A 19,590-nucleotide genomic window follows, 5' to 3' on the forward strand; every position below is an offset into this window, starting at 1 on the left:
GTCACTTACCCTTCTCGTCCAAAGCCAGGTCGACCAGTGCTTCCAAGTCCAAGTCCGCCAGCTCGTCCGCACCGGTGTCCGGGGCGGACGTCCGCCCTTCGGCGTCGGGGGCGGCGCAGGCGAGCACCGCGTCCAGGACGCCCGCGGCGCGCAGGCTTTCGATCGAGACGGTCCGCAGGACCTCCCGGATCGCCGCGTCCTCGTCCGGGCTCGCCGGCTCCCGCCGCTCCTCCGGACGGAGCTGGCCCACGATGTGGGCGCCAAGCTCGCGCGGGGTGGGGTAGCTGAAGACGAGCGTGGAGGGCAGCCGCAGACCGGTCGCCGAGGCCAGGCGGTTGCACAGCTCGACCGACGTCAGCGAGTCGAACCCGAGCTGGGTGAACGCCTGGTCGGCCTCGACGGCCGCGCTGGAGGGGTGTCCGAGCACGACGGCGGCCTGCTCGCGGACCCAGTCGAGTACGGTCGCCTCCGCCTCGCTCGGCGACTGTCCGGCCAGCCTTGCGGGCAGGCCGAGCGGGCCGCTGTCCTTGGCCGCGCTCGTCCGGTTCCGCGCCGGGCGGCCGCTGTTGACGAGGTCGCGCAGGAGGAGCGGCAGTTCGTCGCCGGACTTGGCGCGCAGCGCGGCGGTGTCAAGACGGGCCGGGACGAGCACGGGCTTGTTGACCGCGCACGCCGCGTCGAACAGGGCCAGCGCCTCGGGCGTCGGCATCGGGGCGATGCCGAGGCGCCGGACCCGGGAGAGGTCGACCTCGTCCAGGTCCCCGGTCATGCCGCTGCTCTGCCCCCACCAGCCCCAGCCCAGTGACGTGCCGACCAGGCCCGAGGCCCTGCGCTGGGCGGCGAGGGCGTCCAGGAACCCGTTGGCGGCGGCGTAGTTCGCCTGTCCGCCGGTGCCGAGGGTGCCCGCGAGCGCGGAGAACAGGACGAACGCCGACAGGTGGTGGTCCCGGGTCAGCTCGTGCAGGTGCAGCGCGCCACCGGCCTTGGCGCCGAGCACGCGCTCGAAGCTCTCCGGCGTCAGCGACTCGACGGTGCCGTCCGCGAGCACTCCGGCCGCGTGCAGGACCGCCGTCAGCGGGTACGCGGGGGGCATGTCGGCGAGCAGCTTCGCCACGGCGTCGCGGTCGGCGACGTCGCACTGGGCGACCCTGACGAGCGCGCCCGCGCCCTCCAGGTCCGCGACCAGCTCCGGGGCTCCCTCGGCGGCCAGGCCGCTGCGGCTCGCGAGCACCAGGCTCCGCACGCCGTGCTCGGCGACGAGGTGGCGCGCCACCAGGGCGCCCACGCCGCCGGTGCCGCCGGTGACCAGGACGGTGCCGCCGCCGAAGCCGCTGCCCAGATCGAAGATGATCTTTCCGATGTGGCGGCCCTGGCTCATCTCGCGGAACGCCTTGCGGGCGTCGCGGATGTTCCAGACGGCGATCGGGCTCAGCCGCACCCGCCCTTCGGCGAAGAGCTCCATGACGGCCTGGAACATCTCGTGGAAGGCGTCGGGGCCCGCCTCGTAGAGGTCGAAGGCCTCGTAGGCGACTCCGGGGTGGTCGGCCGCCACCCGCTCGGGCTCGCGGATGTCCGTCTTGCCCATCTCGACGAAGGCGCCGCCCTGGGGCAGCAGGGTCAGCGAGGCGTCGACGAACTTGTGCGCGAGGGAGTTCAGGACGACGTCCACGCCACGGCCGTCCGTGGCGTCCAGGAACTTCTGCGCGAACTCCAGGTCGCGCGACGACGCCAGGTGCGCGTCGTCGATGCCGAGGGCGCGCAGGGTGGGCCACTTGGCCGGGCTCGCGGTCGCGTAGATCTCGGCGCCCGCGTGCTTGGCCAGCTGGACCGCGGCCATGCCCACGCCACCGGCGGCGGCGTGGATGAGGACCCGCTGGCCCTTCTTCAGGTTCGCCACCCGGAACAGGCCGTAGTAGGCGGTGAGGAAGGCGCCCGGCACGGACGCCGCCTCGGTGTGGGTCCAGCCGTCGGGTACGGGCATGAGCAGCCGGTGGTCGGCCACGGCGACGCGGCCGAAGGCGCCGGAGAAGATGCCCGTGACGCGGTCGCCCGGCGCGAGGGAGGTGACGTCGTCGGCCACCTCCAGGACGGTGCCCGCGCCCTCGCTGCCGATCCCGGCGTCGATGGCGGTGCGGTCGACCAGGCCGAGCGCGATCGTGACGTCCCGGAAGTTGAGCCCCGCGGCGTGCACGGCGACGCGCACCTGCCCGCTCGTCAGGGGCTCCTCCACCTCGGGGCAGGGCACCCAGGTCAGGTTCTCCAGGGTCCCCTTGTTGGGGATGCCGAGGCGGTGGGCGCCACCCGTGGGCGGCTCGATCTGCTGGTGCGCGAGCGAGGCCACCGCCAGGCGCGGGGCGAGGGACGCGCCGCCGCGCAGGGCGAGTTGGGCCTCATCCAGGGTGAGCGCGTCCGGCAGCAGGGCCCAGGAGGCGTCCTCGTCGTCGATGTCCACCAGGCGGAACCTGCCGGGGTGCTCCGTCTGCGCGGACCGGATCAGGCCCCACACGGACGCGCCGGGGAGGCTTTCGACGCGCTCGCCCGCGCCGGTGGCGAAGGCCAGGCGGGTGAGCACCACCAGCGTCGACGCGGTGAGCCGCTCCTCGGCGAGGAACCGCTGAACCAGGGCGAGCACGTGCGTATCCGTGCCGCCGACCACGGCGAGCGGATCGCCGTCGGCGACGGCGGTGTTGACGACGTCGTCCAGGCACAGGACGACGTGCCGGGGGGCGTCGCCCGCGAGGACGTCGTCGAGCGACGCGTGGAAGGTGACGCTGTCGTCGCCCGCGTCGGCGAGGCGGGCGGCGGCCAGGCCGTCCTTCGCGCCGAGGACGCTCCACGGCGCGCGCCGCGGCTCCCGCCCGCCGTCCTTGACCGGCCGCCACTCCACCTCGTACAGCGACCGCTCGCTGGCGCCGCGCACCGAGCGCACCTGCTGGGCGCTCGCGGGCCGGAACGTCAGTGCCCCGATGCGGGCGATCTCGCGGCCGTGCTCGTCGGCGATCGCCACCGACACGGCGGCGTCACCGGCCGGGGAGACCCGGATGCGCACGGTCGGGCCGCACGCGCCGGCCTGGTCGACGCCGGACCACGAGAAGGGCATCCAGCCCTGGCCGCCGTCGACCTCGATGACGCGGCCGACGACCACCGCGTGCAGCACGGAGTCGATCAGCGCCGGGTGCAGGGCGAAGTCGCCGCTGGCGGAGCCGTCGGCCGTCGGGAGCGTGGCCGTCGCGAAGAGGTCGTCGCCGCGCCGCCACACCTCGCGCAGCCCGCGGAACGTCGGCCCGTAGTCGAAGCCGCCGTCCGCGAAGGAGTCGTACAGGCCCTCGATGCCGAGCTGTTCCGCCCCGGCCGGAGGCCACGTGGCGAGGGCGCGCGCGCTCTCGGCCGACGCGTCCGTCGGCGCCGTGCCCAGCGTCAGGTTGCCCGTCGCGTGCCGGGTCCACCCGGTCTCCTGGTCGTCGCCGTCGGGACGCGAGTACACGTCCAGCGGGCGGGTGCCCGCCTCGTCCGCCGCGCCGACGGCGATGCGCACGCGCACGTCCCCGGACTCGGGCAGGATCAGCGGAACCTCCAGGGAGAGTTCCTCAATGGCCGGGGACCCGACGTGGCCGCCCACCCACAGGGCGAGGTCCATGTAGGCCGTCGCCGGTACGACGACCGCGCCGAACACGGTGTGGTCGGCGAGCCAGCCGTGGGTGCGCAGGGACCACAGGTCGGTGAAGACCACCTCGTCGGTGCCCGGGTGCTCCACCACGGCGCCGAGCAGCGGGTGCTCCGGCGCCGTGAGACCGGCCGAGGTCACGTCCCCGGTCCCCGCCGCGCCCCGGAAGTCCAGCCAGTAGCGGTGCCGCTGGAAGGCGTACGTCGGCAGCTCCACGGACCGGCGGGACTCCAGGAGGGCGTCCCAGTGCACGGTCGTGCCCCGGACGTGGAGCTGGGCGAGGGCGCCGAGCAGCGTGTCCAGGGCGCCGCGGTTCCGCCGCGACGTCGAGAGGACCACCGCGTCGTCCGCGCCGACGGCGGCGAAGGCCTCCTTGGTGATGCTCGCGAGCGTCGCTCCGGGACCCACTTCGAGGAAGACGCCCGCACCGGCGGCGCGGGCGCACTCCACCGCGTCGAAGAAGCGGACGGGCTGGCGGACGTGGTCCACCCAGTGCGCGACGCTCGTCAGCTCCTGGAGCGTGACCTCGCGGCCGAGGCGGGTCGAGACGATCGGGATGGTCATCTCGCCCATGGGCAGCTCGCCCACCGCCTCGGCGAACTCGTCGAGGATCGGGTCCATGAGCGGGGAGTGGAAGGCGTGCCCGACGTCGAGGAGCTTCGCCGACGCGCCGTCCGCGACGAGCCGGTCGCGGATCGCGTGGACCTGCTCGCGCAGGCCCGAGACCACCACCGACTCCGGGCCGTTGACGGCGGCGACGCCGACGCGGTCGTACCCGTCGAGCAGCGCGCCCACCTCGGCCTCCGAGGCGCGCACCGCCAGCATGGCGCCCTTCTCGGTGACCGTCTGCATGACGCGGCCGCGGGCGGCCACGAGCCTGGTCGCGGCGTCCAGGCCGAGGACTCCGGACACGTGGGCGGCGGCGATCTCACCGACGGAGTGGCCGATCAGGAAGGCGGGCGGCGGACCGTACCGCTCCAGGAGCCGGTAGCGGCTGACCTGCAGGGTGAAAAGGGCGGGCTGCGCGATGTCCGTCCGCTCGGGGTCGGCGGGCTCGTCGGAGAGCAGCAGGGGCTTGAGGGCGAAGGGGAGCAGCGCGTCGAAGCGCGCGCAGATCTCGTCGACGCTCCGCGCGAAGGCGGGGAAGGTTTCGTACAGCTCCCGGGCGGCGCCGGTCCACTGCGTGCCCTGTCCCGGGAACATCAGGGCGGTGCCGCCGTGCTCCCCGGCGACGCCGCGTACCGCGCGGGCGGACTCCGCGCCCTCGCTCAGCGTCGCGAGGCCGCTCAGGAGGGTGTCCTTGTCGTGTCCGAGGACCACCGCACGGTGGTCGTGCCGGGCCCGGTCCGCCGCCAGCGACCAGCCCACGGCGGCGATGTCCAGGTCTCCGTTGGCGTCGGCGTCGGCGGCGAAGGCGCGCAGCTTCTCCGCCTGTGCCCGCAGCGCCTGCTCCGAGCGCGCCGACACGAGCCACGGCACCAGTCCGCCGGCGCCGCCGGACAGCTCGGCGTCGGACGCGTCGGCGTCGGGCGCCGTCTCCGGCGCGGGGGCCTCCTCCAGGATGACGTGCGCGTTGGTGCCGCTGGCTCCGAAGGCGGACACGCCCGCGCGGCGGGGGCGCCCCGGCGCGCTCGGCCAGTCCCGGGCCTCGGTGAGCAGCTCCACGTTCCCGGCCGTCCAGTCCACGTGCGTGGACGGGCGGTCCACGTGCAGGGTCCTGGGCAGCACGCCGTGCCGCATCGCCATGACCATCTTGATGATGCCGCCGACGCCCGCGGCCGCCTGCGTGTGACCGAGGTTCGACTTCAGCGAGCCCAGCCACAGCGGATTGCCGGGCTCGCGCTCCTGTCCGTACGTGGCGAGGACGGCCTGCGCCTCGATCGGGTCGCCGAGGGTCGTGCCGGTGCCGTGGGCCTCGACGACGTCCACGTCGCTCGCCTGCACCCGGGCGTTGGCGAGCGCGGCCCGGATCACCCGCTGCTGCGAAGGACCGTTCGGCGCGGTCAGACCGTTGGACGCGCCGTCCTGGTTGATCGCCGAGCCCCTGATCACGGCCCAGATCCGGCGCCCGTTGCGCCGCGCGTCCGAGAGGCGCTCCAGGACCAGGACGCCGACGCCCTCGGAGAAGCCGGTGCCGTCGGCGGCGTCGGCGAACGCCTTGCACCGGCCGTCCTCCGCGAGGCCCCGGTTCTTGGACATCTCCCGGAGCACCTGCGAGGTCGCCATGACGGTGGCGCCCCCGGCCAGGGCAAGGGTGCTCTCGCCCTGGCGCAGCGACTGCACGGCCTGGTGCACCGCCACCAGCGACGACGAGCACGCGGTGTCGGTGGACACCGCCGGGCCCTCCAGGCCCAGCGAGTAGGACACGCGCCCGGAGGCCACGCTCAGCAGGGAGCCGGTCTGGCCGTAGCCCGCGATGGACTCGGGGGTGTGGAGGTGGTTTCCGTACCCGAAGTAGGCCACTCCGGCGAAGACGCCGGTGGCGCTGCCGTTCAGGGTGGTGGGGTCGATGCCCGCCCGCTCCAGGGACTCCCAGGACGCTTCGAGGAGGAGGCGCTGCTGGGGGTCGGCGGCGAGGGCCTCGCGCGGGTTGATCCCGAAGAACTCGGCGTCGAAGTCGCCCGCGTCGTAGAGGAATCCGCCGGAGCGCGTGTAACAGCTGTTCGGCTCGTCCGGGTTCGGGTCGTACAGACCCTCCAGGTCCCAGTCGCGGTCGTCGGGGAAGTCCGAGACGGCGTCGCCGCCCGTGCGCACCAGCTCCCACAGCGCCTCGGGGGTGGTGACCCCGCCCGGGAAGCGGCAGGCGACGCCCACGATCGCGATGGGTTCGGCGGCGGCCTCCGTCAGCGCGGCAAGACGCTTGCGCGTCTCGATCAGCTCGATCGATGTCCGCTTGAGGTAGTCAAGAACATCGGCGTTGTTGTCGTTCGTCATCGGTTTCTCCTAGCCGAGCTCTTTGTCCAGCAGCGAGAGGAGCTCTCCCGCTGACGCCGAACTGATCTGGTCGACGATGCCCGTCGGCGATCCCTCGCCCGCCATCGAGCGCACCCGGCCCTGCAACTCGCCGAGCAGCGTGGAGATGGTGGCCTTGTCCGCCGCCGCGAGCTCGCGGAACGCGTCGTCGATGCGGGCGCCGAGGCCTTCGATCTCCTTGGTCAGGAGGTCGGCGGGAGACTCCGGTTCGGCCGCCGCGTCGGGGGCGATGCCCGCGATCAGGAACGGCACGAGGGCGCTCGGGTTCGGGTAGTCGAACGCGAGCGTGGCGGGCAGTTTCAAGCCGGTCACGTCGGCCAGCTTGTTGCGCAGTTCGAGCGCCATCAGCGAGTCGATGCCGAGGTCCTTGAACGCGGCGGCGGCGCCGACGCGTGCGTTGTCGGTGTGGCCGAGGACGAGCGCGGTCTGCGCCCGTACGGCGTCAAGGAGCACCGCTTCCGCCTCGGCGCGCGGCAGCGACCTGACGCGCCGCGCGACGTCGGCGTCGGCGGCCTGTCGGGCCTCGGTGCCGCCGGGCCCCTCGGGCGTGGTGAGCAGGCCGCGCAGGAGCGGCGAGCCGGTGTGCCCGGTGGGCGACGCGTTCAGGGCGGCGAGGTTGAGGCGCACCGGCACGAGGACCGGCTCGTCGCGGGCGATCGTCGCGTCGAAGAGCGCGAGCCCCTCGTGCGACGCCATCGGCTGCACGCCCTGGCGTTGCAGGCGCACGATGTCCGCCGCGCCGATGTCCGCGCCCAGTTCGCTGCGCTCGGCCCAGTAGCCCCAGCACAGCGCGGTGGCGGCGAGGCCGTCGGCGCTGCGGGCCTCCGCGAGGCCGTTGAGGAAGCCGTTGGCCGCCGCGTAGTTGGCCTGCCCCGCCGTGCCGAGCACGCTCGCGATGGAGGAGAACAGCACGAACGCGGACAGGTCCAGGTCCCGGGTCAGCTCGTGCAGGTGCCAGGCGCCGTGCGTCTTCGGCGCGAGGACGGTGTCCACGCGGTCCTCGGTCAGCGCCTCGACGACACCGTCGTCCAGGGCGGCCGCGCAGTGGATCACCGCCGTGAGCGGGTGCTCGTCCGGTACCGCGCCGATGAGTTCGGCGACGGCCGCGCGGTCGGTGACGTCGCACGCCACGACGTCGACGTGCGCTCCCGCCGCGGTCAGCTCCTCGCGCAGTCCCGCGGCCGCCGGGGCCGCGAGGCCCCGCCTGCTGGTCAGGACGAGGCGGCGCACCCCGTGCCGCTCGACGACGTGCCGGGCGAGCATCGCGCCCAGACCGCTGGTGCCACCCGTGATCAGCACCGTGCCGGTGCCGAGCGCGGAGGCGTCGCCGGCGACCGCCGCGGAGGCGCGCGCGAGGCGCGGCGTGGTCACCAGGCCCGCCCGGATCTTGAGCTGGGCCTCGCCGGTGGCGGCGGCCGCCGGGACACGGGCCCAGGAAGCGGGCTCGCCGTCCGTGTCGAGGAGCGTGAACCGGCCCGGGTTCTCGGTCTGCGCGGTGCGCACGAAGCCCCAGACCGCGGCGGCCGCGGGGTCGGTGCGGGCGACCTGGTCGTCCTGGACCGCCGCCCGCGTCACGAGGACCAGGCGGGATGCGGAGAACCGGTCGTCGGCGAGCCAGCCCCGCGCCCAGCCAAGGACGCGGTGCAGATCGCGCTCGACGGCGGCGGGCGCGTCGACGCCGTTGCCAGCGCCCTCGCCCTCGTCATCGCCACCGACGACGGCGATGACGACCGGGGGGATCTCCCCCTCGGACGCGGCGAGTTCACCGAGGTCGGCGAAGGCGGCCGCGTCGTCGCCCAGGGACGCGGTGAGCGCGGCGGGCGCTCCCAGCGTCGCGTACGGGCCTGCGGCCCGCTCGGCGGTGTCCGCAAGGGGGACCCAGTCCACCTGGAACAGCGCGTCCTGGTGGTCGAAGCTCAGCTCGGACAGCTTCTCGGCGTCCACCGGCCGCAGGGTCAGCGTCTCGACGCCGCCGAGCGCCGTGCCGCTGGCGTCCGCGAGGGTCACGGACAGCGCGTTCTCCCCGGCGGGCGCCAGGCGGACGCGCAGCGCCGTCGGCGCGGCGGAGTGCAGGCGGATGCCCGTCAAGCGGTACGGCAGCAAGACCTCGGGCCGGGAGCCGTCGACGAAGTCCCCGAGGCCGACGGGGAGCAGCGCCGCCTGGAGCAGGGCCGGGTGGATCTGGAACCGGCCCTGGTCGGTGCCGTCGGGCGCGGGCAGCTCCACCTCGGCGAAGAGGTCATCGCCGTGGCGCCACACCTGCTTGAGGCCGCGGAACAGGGGTCCGTAGCCGAACCCGAGGGCGGACAGACGGGTGTACTCGTCCTCGAAGGGCACGCTGGCCGCGCCCGCCGGAGGCCACGCGGTGAGGCCCTCAGGACCCCCGGTGCCGGTTCCAACGGTCCCGACGGCGTTCCGTGTCCACTCGGGTTCGCCCTCGCCGCGGGAGTGCACGCTGACCGCGCGCTTGCCGTCGACGACGACGCGGATCTCGCGGTCGCCGGTGCGGGAGAGCACCAGCGGTGTCTCCAGGGTGAGTTCGTCGACGACGTCGCAGCCCGCCTTGGCCGCGGCCCACGCCGCGAGCTCCACAAGGGCGGTGCCCGGCACCAGGACGGCGCCGTGGACCGCGTGGTCGGCGAGCCACGGGTGCCGCGACAGCGAAAGGCGGCCGCTGCCGACCACTCCCCCGTGCTCCCCGTCGTCGGGCAGGTCTATCACGGCGTCCAGCAGCGGATGGTCCGAGGTGTGCACAGCCGTGCTCTCGCCGGGCGTGTTCAGCCAGTAGCGCTGCCGCTGGAAGGCGTAGGTGGGCAGTTCGACCGAGCGGCTGTCCGTGTCCGGGAACGCCGCCTCCCACCGCACCGCGACACCCGCGACGAACGCCTCGGCCGCCGACCGGTACAGCCGCGCGAGGCTGCCGTCGCCGCGGCGCAGCGACCCCACGACCACCCCGGCCGCGCCGGGGGTGGTCTCCAGCATCTCCTGCATGTTGACGGTGAGCAGCGGATGCGGGCTGACCTCGACGAAGGCGCCGTGCTGCCGTTCGAGGAGGCTCCGCATGGTGGCTTCGAACTGGACCGGTTCGCGCAGGTTGCGGAACCAGTAGGAGGCGTCGAGCTCGGCGGACTCGAGGAGTCCCCCGGTCACCGTCGAGTAGAACGCCACCGGCGAGGACGCGGGGGTGACCTGGGCGAGCTCGGCCAGGAGCTCGGCCTTGAACTGGTCCATCAGCGGGGAGTGCCCGGGGACGCTCGCCGGGATCCACCGCGCGCGCACGCCCTCGGCCTCGCAGGCCTCGACCAGTTCCTTGACCGCCGTGGCCGCGCCCGAGACCGTCGTCGAGTACGGGCCGTTGACGGCGGCGACCGCCACCTGCGACTCCCACGGCTTCATCAGTTCCCGCACCCGGTCCGCGGGCGCGACGATCCCGGCCATGCCGCCGTCCTGGGTGGCCGTGGCGAGGAGCCGGGAGCGCAGGACCACGATCCTGGCGGCGTCGGGCAGGGACAGGGCGCCCGCGGCGCAGGCCGCGGCGATCTCGCCCTGGGAGTGGCCGATCACCGCGTCCGGCGTCACGCCGAGCGCGCGCCACACCCGCGCGAGGGACACCATCACGGCGAACAGGACGGGCTGGACGACGTCGATCCGGTCCAGGTCCGCCGCGTCGGGGCCGCCGCACACGGTGTCGATCAACGACCAGTCCAGGTGCGGCTCAAGGGCCGTGGCGCAGGCGCGCAGCTGCTCGGCGAAGACGGGGCTCGACTCCCACAGGGCCCGGCCCATCCCGGCCCACTGGCAGCCCTGGCCGGGGAAGACGAACACCGTCCTGCCCACCGGCCGCACCACGCCGGACACCACGCCTCGGGGGTTCCTGTCGCCGTCGACGACGGCGGTCAGACCGGCGAGCAGCGCGTCGCGGTCCGCGCCGATCGCCACCTGGCGGTGCTCGAACAGCGAGCGGCGCGTCACCAGCGCGTGCCCGACGCCCGCGACCGGCAGGTCCGTGGCCGCGGCCACGCGGTCCCGCAGCCGCAGCGTCTGCTCGCGCAGCGCCTCGGCGGACCGCGCCGAAAGCACCCACGGCAGCCCGCCGACGGCGTCGCTGGACACCTGTCCGGTGGCGGGGTCACCGGCCGGACGGGCCGCGGCCGCCTCGGGCTCCTCGGGGGCCTGCTCCAGGATGAGGTGGGCGTTGGTGCCGCTGACGCCGAAGGACGACACGCCCGCGCGCCGGGGCCGCCCCTGCGTGCTCGGCCACTGGCGGGCCTCGGTGAGCAGTTCGACCGCGCCCGCCGACCAGTCGACGTGCGGGGTCGGGCGTTCCACGTGCAGCGTCTTGGGCAGCACGCCCTGACGCATCGCCATGATCATCTTGATGATGCCGCCGACGCCCGCGGCCGCCTGCGTGTGACCGATGTTGGACTTCAGCGAGCCCAGCCACAGCGGGCTGGCGGGGTCGCGCTCCTGGCCGTATGTGGCGAGGAGCGCCTCGGCCTCGATCGGGTCGCCCAGCTTGGTGCCGGTGCCGTGCGCCTCCACCGCGTCCACGTCGTCGAGCGCGAGGCCCGCGTCGGCGACGGCCGCCCGGATGACCCGCTGCTGCGCCAGTTCGCTCGGCGCGGTGAGCCCGTTGGACGCTCCGTCCTGGTTGATCGCCGAGCCCCGGATCACCGCGAGGACGCGGCGGCCGTTGCGCAGCGCGTCCGAGAGGCGCTCCAGGACGAGGACGCCCGCGCCCTCGCCCCAGCCGGTGCCGTCGGCGGTCTCCGAGAACGACTTGCACCGGCCGTCGGCCGACAGGCCGCGCTGCCGGGCGACCTCCACGAAGAGACCCGGGGACGGCAGCACCGAGGCGCCGCCCGCAAGGGCCAGCGTGCACTCCCCCGACCGCAGCGACCGCACGGCCTGGTGCACGGCGACCAGGGACGAGGAGCACGCGGTGTCGGTCGACACCGCCGGGCCCTCCAGACCGAGGACGTACGCCACGCGTCCAGAGGCCACGCTCGTGTACGTGCCGACGATCCCGAAGCCCTCGACCTCGCCGGAGGCCCCGCCGCCCATGCGCGGGCCGTAGTCGACCCCGTAGATCCCGGTGAACACGCCGGTCGCGGAGCCGCGCAGACCCGCCGGGTCGATGCCCGCCCGCTCCAGCGCCTCCCACGACGTCTCGAGCATCAGCCGCTGCTGCGGGTCCATCGCGAGGGCCTCGCGCGGGCTGATGCCGAAGAACGGCGCGTCGAACTCGGCGAGGTCACGCAGGAATCCGCCCGAGCGCGTGTACGTCTTGCCGCGTGCCTCGGGATCCGGGTCGTACAGGGCGTCCACGTCCCACCCGCGGTCCCGCGGGAAGTCGCCCATCGCGTCCACGCCGCCGGACACCACGTCCCACAGGCCTTCGGGGGACGTCACCCCACCCGGGAAGCGACATCCGGCTCCCACGACCGCGATCGGCTCGCGCGCGGACTCCTCCAGCTCACGCACCCGCTCACGCAGCTCCTGCGCGTCGCCGACGGCGCGTCGCAAGTAGGACCGGAGCTTGTCGACATCCTCCACCAGGGCCTCCCCCAACGGTTACTTACCAAGACGATCAAGTGGTGCTACACGTACAAGTGGTGCTAGACGTAGCCGCGTTCGATCAACGCGTACAACTCGTCGTCGTCGCGACCATCCGGACTCGCCGCCTCGGCCGCAGCCGGGGCGCCGGGCGCCTCCGGCTCCGTCGGAGCGGGCGCCTCCGGTTCTATGAGGGAGAAGATGTGACGGCCGAGCGTGAGCGGAGTGGGGTACGTGAACGCGACGGTGGCCGAGAGCCGCACTCCGGCCGCCGCGGTGAGCCGGTTGCGCAGCCGCACCGCCATCGAGGAGTCGAACCCCAGGTCCTTGAACGTGTCGTTCGACCGCGCCACGAGATCGGCGCCCGTCAGGTCCGCTTCCTTCGCGCTCAGCACCGAAGCCGCTTCGGCGCACACGAGCGTGAGCACCGCTGCTTCCGAACCCAGCTCCGCGGCCGGGGAGTTCGCGCCAGGGCCGCTCGCGGACGCCTGGCCCGCGTCGCCGTCATCGGGCGCCGTCAGCCAGTACCGCCGCCGCTGGAACGCGTAGGTCGGCAGGCCGATCCGGCGCGGGGTGTCCGCGGCGAACAGGGTCTCCCAGTCCACCGGGCCCCCGCGCACGTGCAGTTCGGCCAGCGAGGTGAGGACCTTGGCCGCGCTGCCGTCGTCCTTGTGCAGGGTGCCGACCACGACCGGCGGGGCCGCGAGCGCGTCGGCGGTCTCCTCCATGGCCACCTGGAGCACCGGGTGCGGGCTGACTTCGACGTACACGCCGCCGCGGTCGCGCATCAGGGGCTCGACGACCTCGCCGAACCGCACCGTGGAGCGCAGGTTGTCGTACCAGTACGAGCCGCCGAGCTCCTGCGTGTCGAGCGGCGCGCCGGTGACCGTGGAGTGGAACTCCACCGTCGACTCCCGGGGCGTGACGTCCGCGGTGTCGGCGAGCACCCGCTCACGGATGCGTTCGACGTGGTGGGAGTGCGAGGCGTAGTCCACCTTGACCCGTCGCACCCGGACGTCGTCGGCGGCCGCCATCGCGGCGAACTTCTCCAGCGCCTCGTCGTCCCCGGAGATCACCACGGAGGCCGGGCCGTTGACGACGGCCACGGACAGCCGCCCTGACCACTGCTCGATGCGCTCACGCACCCAGTCGGGGGACGCGGCCACCGCGCTCATTCCACCCGATCCGGCCAGTTCGATCAACGCCTGGCTGCGCAGGGCGACGATCCGCGCGGCATCCTCGAGAGAGAGCGCGCCCGACACGCAGGCCGCGGCGATCTCGCCCTGCGAGTGCCCCACCACGGCGTCGGGGACGACGCCAAGCGAGCGCCACACCCGCGCCAGCGACACCATCATCGCGAACAGCGTCGGCTGGACCACGTCCACCCGGTCAAGGGAGGCACCCGACTCCGCGCCGGTCACCACGTCCACGAGGGACCAGTCCACCCAGGGCTCAAGGGCCCGCTCGCAGTCGTCGATGGCGCGCGCGAACGCCTCGGACTCCGCGTAAAGGCGCTTGCCCATGCCGACCCACTGCGACCCCTGGCCGGGGAACACGAAGACGACCGGGCCCGCCGGGCCGGTGGCCCTGCCGCGCACCGCCCGCTCCGAGTCGCCGCCCGCCGCGACCACGTCCAGGTCGGCGAGCGTCTCATCGCGGTCACCGGCGATGACCACCGCGCGGTGCTCGTGCGGCGACCGCGTCGATGCCAGGGAGTAGCCCACGTCGGCCGCCGAGAGCGAGGCCTCGGCGGCCACCAGGTCGCGCAGCCGCGCCGCCTGCTCCCGCAGGGCGGCATCGGACCGCGCCGAGAGGACCCAGGGCAGCGCCCGGGACGCGCCCGCGGCGGCCGGGTCGCCGTCCACGGCGCGGGGCTCCGCCCGGTCCTCGGGGGCCTGTTCGAGGACGACGTGCGCGTTGGTGCCGCCCATGCCGAACGCCGACACGCCCGCCCGCCGGGGCCGCTCCGGCGTGCCCGGCCAGGGCCGTGCGGAGGTGAGGACCTCGAAGTCCGCGAGGAAGTCGGGGATGGCGGGGTTCGGGGAGCGGAAGTTCAGATTCGGCACCAGGTGGCCGCGGTCCACGCAGAGCGCGGCCTTCACGAAGCCGACGATGCCCGCGGCCGGTTCCAGGTGCCCGACGTTCGTCTTCACCGAGCCGACCACCAGCGGGCGGTCGCGCTCGGCGCCCCGGTACGCCTCGCGCAGGCCGGAGATCTCCGCCGGGTCGCCGACACGGGTGCCGGTGCCGTGCGCCTCGACGTAGTCGACGCCGTCGAAGGGGACGCCCGCGCGGGCGAGGGCCGTCCTCACGGCGGCCGCCTGCGCGCTGGGGCTGGGGTCGGGCATGCGGGTGGTCGCGCCACCGCTGCCGACGCCCCAGCCGCGTACCACGGCGTAGATGTGATCGCCCTCGGCGACGGCCAGGTCGAGCCGCTTGAGCAGGACGAACGCCCCGCCCTCGCCGCGGGCGAAGCCGCTGGCCCGCTCGTCGAAGGTGAAGCAGCGGCCGTCGGGCGACAAAGCGCCCAGGTTGGCCAGGGCGAGACCGCCCTCCGGATCCGCGATCAGGTGCACGCCGCCCGCCAGCGCCATGTCGACCGCGCCGCTGCGGATGCGGTCGCAGGCCAGCGCGAGGGACACCAGCGACGAGGACTGGCCCGAGTCCGCGCAGTAGCTCATGCCGCGGACGTCGAAGAGGGCCGAGATCCGGTTCGCGATCAGCGCGCCGCTGGAGCCGAGCGCGGCGTAGTGGTCGTCCTGGTCGCTGCCGGACAGCTTGCGCAGCAGGTCGTACCCGGAGGGCGCGGAGCCCACCACGACGTCGACCTCGCGGCCCGCGAGCGCGGCCGCGGGAACCCGGGCGTCCTCGACGGCCTCCCAGGCGAGTTCGAGGCCCAGGCGCTGGACGGGGTCCATGGCGGCCGCCTCGGCCGCGCCCGTGCCGAAGAACTCCGCGTCGAACCCGTCGATGGCGTCGAAGAACGACCCCGCGTTCACGGTCGCCGCGTCCGGGTGCGAGGAGGGCTTCGTGTCGGCCGCCCGCTGTGGGGGAAACGTTCCTACGGTCGACTTCCCGTCGAGCAGCAGGCGCCAGAACGCACCCAGGTCCTGCACGCCGGGGAAGCGGCACGACATCCCGACCACGGCGACATCGGCGGCCTGGCCACTCATACGAATTCCTTCCGGTTCCCTCGGCGTACGGCTCTTGCGGTCTTGCGCGCGGTCATCGCCAGGACGTCAGCAGCTTGCGCAGGTCGTCGGGCGCCTGCATGAAGTCGTAGTGGCCGCCGTCGACGACCCGGATGTCCACCGAGTCCGCGTACTGGCGCCACCCTTCGAGCTCATCGAGGGTCACCTCGGGGTCGTCCCGCCAGTGCAGTACGACGATGGGGCACTCCAGCTTGACCGGCTCGGTCCGCTTGTACTCGTGCGCGGCGGCGAGGTCGCGCAGGAGCACGGCGAGGCCCACGTCGAGCATGTCCGGGCGCGGCTCCATCCCCCGGCCGCGCAGGAACGTCTCCAGCTCGGCGCGGAGTTCGGGCTCGGTCATGGTGAGCATCCGGTCGCGCGAGGCGTCGTGCGGCGCGGGCTGGCCCGAGACGATGAAGCAGTCGGGCCGCAGCCCGCGCTCGGCGAGCCGGACCAGGGTCTCGTACGCGGGCAGCGCGCCCGCGCAGTGCCCGAAGAACGCGAACGGCCGGTCGAGCCGCGGCGCCAGCTGCTCGACCAGGCTGGCCGCGAGGTTCTCGTACGTGCCGTAGTGCGGTGCGCCGAGGCGGTTCTCACGGCCGGGGAACTGCACCGGGCAGACCTCGACGTCGTCGAGCGCCTCCGGCCAGGCGCTGAACGCCGAGGCGCCGGACCCGGAGAAGGGGAAGCAGAAGAGCCGGGCGGCCTTGTCCGTGGCGAGCGGCCGGACGAACCACGGCGACCTGGCGGGGGTGGAGCTGGGTGTCATGGCGTCTTTCGTTTCTGGGCGACGATGGGGAGGTGGGTCATCCCGGAGATGAAGTACGAGCGCAGGTGCTCCGGTTCGCCGGCGAGGTCGATCGAACCGAACCGCTGGGTCAGCTCCTCGAAGAAGACGCGCAGGGTCATCCGGGCGAGCGGTCCACCGATGCAGAAGTGCGGCCCGAACCCGAACGCGACGTGGCGCTTCGCGCCGTCTCGCGTGATGTCGAACTGGTGCGGGTCGGGGAACTGGGACGCGTCCCGGTTGGCCGAGCCGATCCACGCGACGACCGCCGCGCGGGCCGGGATGGTGCCCCCGCCGATCTCGACGTCGTCCACCGCGTACCGCATGAAGTTACAGGCGGCGGATGTCCATCGCAGCCCCTCCTCGACCAGGTTGGGGATCAGCGTCGGGTCGGCCTGCACCTTCTCGAACTGCTCGGGCCGCTCGATGAGCGCCTGCACGGTGCCCGAGACGGTGTGCGGCGTCGTCACGTTGGCGCCCAGGAGGATGCTGTAGCCGTCGAGCGCGATCTCCTCGTCGCTCAGCGGCTCGCCGCCGGGGCGGACGCTCATGAGGTGGTGGAGCAGGCTGTCGTCCTCGTGCCCGTCCGCGCGCCGCGTCTTGACCCAGTCCTTGACGTACGTGAGGAGCTCGTGGTGGGAGATGGCCAGGGTCGCGGCCTCGCTGCCCGTCTTGAAGTGCCGGTCCGACGGGGCCGTCACCATGGCGGTCAGCTGGACGAGTTCCGCCCAGTCCTTCTCCGGGAGGCCGAGGAGCGGTCCCGTGACCATGGCGGGAAGCAGCAGCGCCTTCTCGGCCAGGTCGAAGGTCTCGCCGTCGAGCGCCGGTTCGAGGAAGCCCACGATCGTCCGCCGGATCGAGTCCTCCCAGGCCTTCACCGCCCGCGCGGTGAGCTTGCTGCCGATCGGCCTGCGGACCTCGGTGTGCCGGGGCGGGTCGGTGGAGGTGAGGAGCACGCCCGCCGCGGGGTCGTCGATGCCCACGTGGGTGGGTGTCGTGCCGCGCTCCGAGGTGAACTCTCGGTGGTCGCCGAGCACCCGGCAGACGTCCTCGTAGCGCGTCACCGACCAGAACTCCCGGCCGTCCGGGAGGACTTGGTGGTGCAGGGGCGCCCGGTCCCGCATCACGTCCCAGATCGGGTGGGGGTCGCCGTAGGAGTAGAGGTCCAGGTCGAACAGGTCCACGCGGTCGAGGTCGATCTCCCGCGCGGGACCCGGCGTCAACCTCACGTCCGCGCCCTCCCCTGCTCAATCAGTTCGGCGACCCGGGCCGGGGTCTGCGCCAGGTAGAAGTCGCGCACGGACAGCGTGACGCCGTAGTCCTCGGTCACGCGGTCGATGATCTTGATCCCGATCAGCGAGTTGCCGCCGAGCTCGAAGAAGTCGTCGTCCGCGCCGACCTCCCGGCCGTCGAGGTGTTCTCCCCACAGCGCGGAGATCTGCTGTACGAGCGACTCCGGCGCACCCACGGGCGCGACTTGCGATTCCGACTCCATTGCCAGCCTTTCTTTCGTCCACGGCACGGGAATTCTTAACCCACGCCATTGCAGGGCCCATCCTCGTACCGTCGCCGCCGCGCACGCCATGCCAATGGCGCGCGCTACGGAAATGCGTCCTGGTGTTCGCGAAGGACCTCAGCAGAAAGCGGGCCACCGCTCCAACGACACAGCGGTGACCGCGCATTCCCAGTCATTCCCAAGACACCGTCCGAGGGCTTCGGATGTCCGCGCGGCCGTTCCGGGCCCTGGCCGCGTATTCGATGTGTCCGATACGCGTACCCGGGAGCCATCGCGACGCCAAGGTAAGTGCCCCGGGAAACCCCGTGCAAGGGATGTCAGCGCGGACACCTCGGTGGGCACCGGTTGTCCCGCCGACAGGACAGGAAGCGGCTCTTCCGGTCCAGCCGGGACCGGGGGACACGGCGGCCGCCGAGCCCTCTCCGACCGTACCGCGCCCAGCCGTTGGCAGGTGGTGCGGGCCTCGGCCCGACCGCTGGACGGCCCGCCCGCGACGCGGCGGGCGCCGCGCTCTGGGCCGGGCGCCCGGCACGGCGAGCGGCGGGCGGACCGAGGCCGCGTCCGGCCGCCTTCACGGCGTACGCGGGACCGTTCGCCCGAGCCCGGACCGAAAGCGCTCAATGCGGCCGCCCGCACTCCCTTGACCTCGACCCGCAATGTGTGACTAGCCTGCAAAAATCTCGGCCACCCACGGGCGCACGTCCCCTGAGCCCACTTCATTTCCATCGCATCTCCGAAGAGTTACGATGGCGATCGGGAGGAACGCCCAGCAGCTTTACCGGGTGCGTCAAGAAACACCACGTAATTGGAGGGGATTTCCTTGCTTAAGTCGCAGCGGCTCGCGGTGCTGCCCATCGACTCGTACGACCTGGATTCCGAGTTGGACATCCTCGACCGTCATGAATACGGCGGCGAATACGACACCTTTACCTTCGGGTCCTGGTCGTCCCATGTGCTCGCCAATGGCAGCGGCGCCGAATCCGATGTCGCCTTCCGGCCGCACGAAGGCAGTCTGACCCTCACCGACCTTGGCAAGCAACTGCCGGGCATCATGTCCCTGGTCACCAAGCACTTCCCGCTTGAGCGGCTGCAGTGGGTGCGCGTCTTCGCCCTCCGTGACGGAATCATCTCGCCGCACGTGGACTTCCTCGAGTGGGCCAAGCCGGGCCTGCGCGTACAGGTTCCGCTGCGCACCAGCGAGGAATCCCTCCACTCCGAGAACGACACCGTCTACCACATCCGCCGCGGCGAGGTGTGGAAGATCCACTCGACGGACCCGCACTCCGCGAGCAGCACCGCCCAGACCGCCCGGCTCTCGCTCTGCCTCGACTTCGCGGAGTCCGAGGAGCCCCTCGCGATCCGCGGCGACATTCCCGCGACCCAGCCGATCCGCGTCATGGACCGCCCCGAGGTGACCGAGGCGGAGCTGGAGAAGCTCATCGAGTCCGGCCGGAACTTCACGCCGGAGACCATGCGGGCGAACTTCCGTCAGTTCGCCGCGCTCCACTTCGAGCGGCAGGTGCACGCCACCGCGGCGTTCGACTGGTACATCGAGGCGGCGCGGCGCAGCGGCGACGAGGCCATGGTCGCCAAGGCCCAGGCCTTCCGCACGTACTGCGTCGAGAAGCGCGGCGACGGGGAGGCCTTCGACTGGTGAGGGGCCTCGGCCGGGCGCGGGACCGCTGGCCCGGACAGGGCCGCGCGGTCCCCCTCGCCGTGGGCCGGGCGCGCTAGACCGCCGAATCCCTTCCTGCCCGTCCGCGCGCGCGTCAGCGCCAGCGCCTCGTACGCCGCCGCCCCTCTCCCTCCAGGACCGGGACGGTCCGACCCCTAGCTGAAACGTTCCTCCAGCTCACGCCAGGCCAGCCGCGCGCATCCAGCGGCTGGCCTACCCGTGTTTCCC

At 73.4% G+C, this 19,590-nt stretch carries 6 protein-coding genes and 1 pseudogene; 1 reads left to right on the forward strand and 6 read right to left on the reverse strand.

The genetic code is table 11. From position 1 onward, the window contains the following. Position 1 precedes the first annotated feature (1 nt). The 6 genes and pseudogenes from AC07A4_RS23015 to AC07A4_RS23040 form a co-directional block, all read right to left on the reverse strand. On the reverse strand, positions 2-6,547 hold the full coding sequence (locus AC07A4_RS23015; protein WP_478601714.1) for a type I polyketide synthase: 6,546 nt from the start codon (positions 6,545-6,547) through the stop codon (positions 2-4). A gap of 60 nt (positions 6,548-6,607) precedes the next feature. Further along, positions 6,608-12,148: pseudogene (locus AC07A4_RS23020) on the reverse strand (type I polyketide synthase); the annotation flags it as partial. Positions 12,149-12,255: 107 nt separating this feature from the next. Continuing rightward, complete coding sequence (locus AC07A4_RS23025) at positions 12,256-15,366, reverse strand: type I polyketide synthase (protein WP_478601603.1); 3,111 nt, start codon at positions 15,364-15,366, stop codon at positions 12,256-12,258. Between the two features lie 52 nt (positions 15,367-15,418). Beyond that, on the reverse strand, positions 15,419-16,153 hold the full coding sequence (locus tag AC07A4_RS23030) for a thioesterase II family protein (RefSeq protein ID WP_478601605.1): 735 nt from the start codon (positions 16,151-16,153) through the stop codon (positions 15,419-15,421). After that, complete coding sequence (locus tag AC07A4_RS23035) at positions 16,150-17,400, reverse strand: cytochrome P450 (RefSeq protein ID WP_478601607.1); 1,251 nt, start codon at positions 17,398-17,400, stop codon at positions 16,150-16,152. Before AC07A4_RS23035 ends, AC07A4_RS23030 begins: the two co-directional genes overlap by 4 nt. Next, positions 17,397-17,666: a phosphopantetheine-binding protein gene (locus tag AC07A4_RS23040; protein WP_478601609.1), complete on the reverse strand. Its 270-nt coding sequence runs from the start codon at positions 17,664-17,666 to the stop codon at positions 17,397-17,399. Before AC07A4_RS23040 ends, AC07A4_RS23035 begins: the two co-directional genes overlap by 4 nt. Before the next feature lie 841 nt (positions 17,667-18,507). On the opposite strand from AC07A4_RS23040, the gene AC07A4_RS23045 reads away from it, so the two are divergent. Continuing rightward, on the forward strand, positions 18,508-19,344 hold the full coding sequence (locus AC07A4_RS23045) for a putative nonproteinogenic amino acid hydroxylase (RefSeq protein ID WP_478601611.1): 837 nt from the start codon (positions 18,508-18,510) through the stop codon (positions 19,342-19,344). Positions 19,345-19,590 lie beyond the last annotated feature (246 nt).

This window comes from Streptomyces sp. NPDC043996 (assembly GCF_056435225.1).

Coding starts and splice junctions, on each gene's coding strand:
- AC07A4_RS23025 (WP_478601603.1), bottom strand. CDS start 15,366: ATGAGTGGCCAGGCCGCCGATGTCGCCGTGGTCGGGATGTCGTGCCGC.
- AC07A4_RS23030 (WP_478601605.1), bottom strand. CDS start 16,153: ATGACACCCAGCTCCACCCCCGCCAGGTCGCCGTGGTTCGTCCGGCCG.
- AC07A4_RS23040 (WP_478601609.1), bottom strand. CDS start 17,666: ATGGAGTCGGAATCGCAAGTCGCGCCCGTGGGTGCGCCGGAGTCGCTC.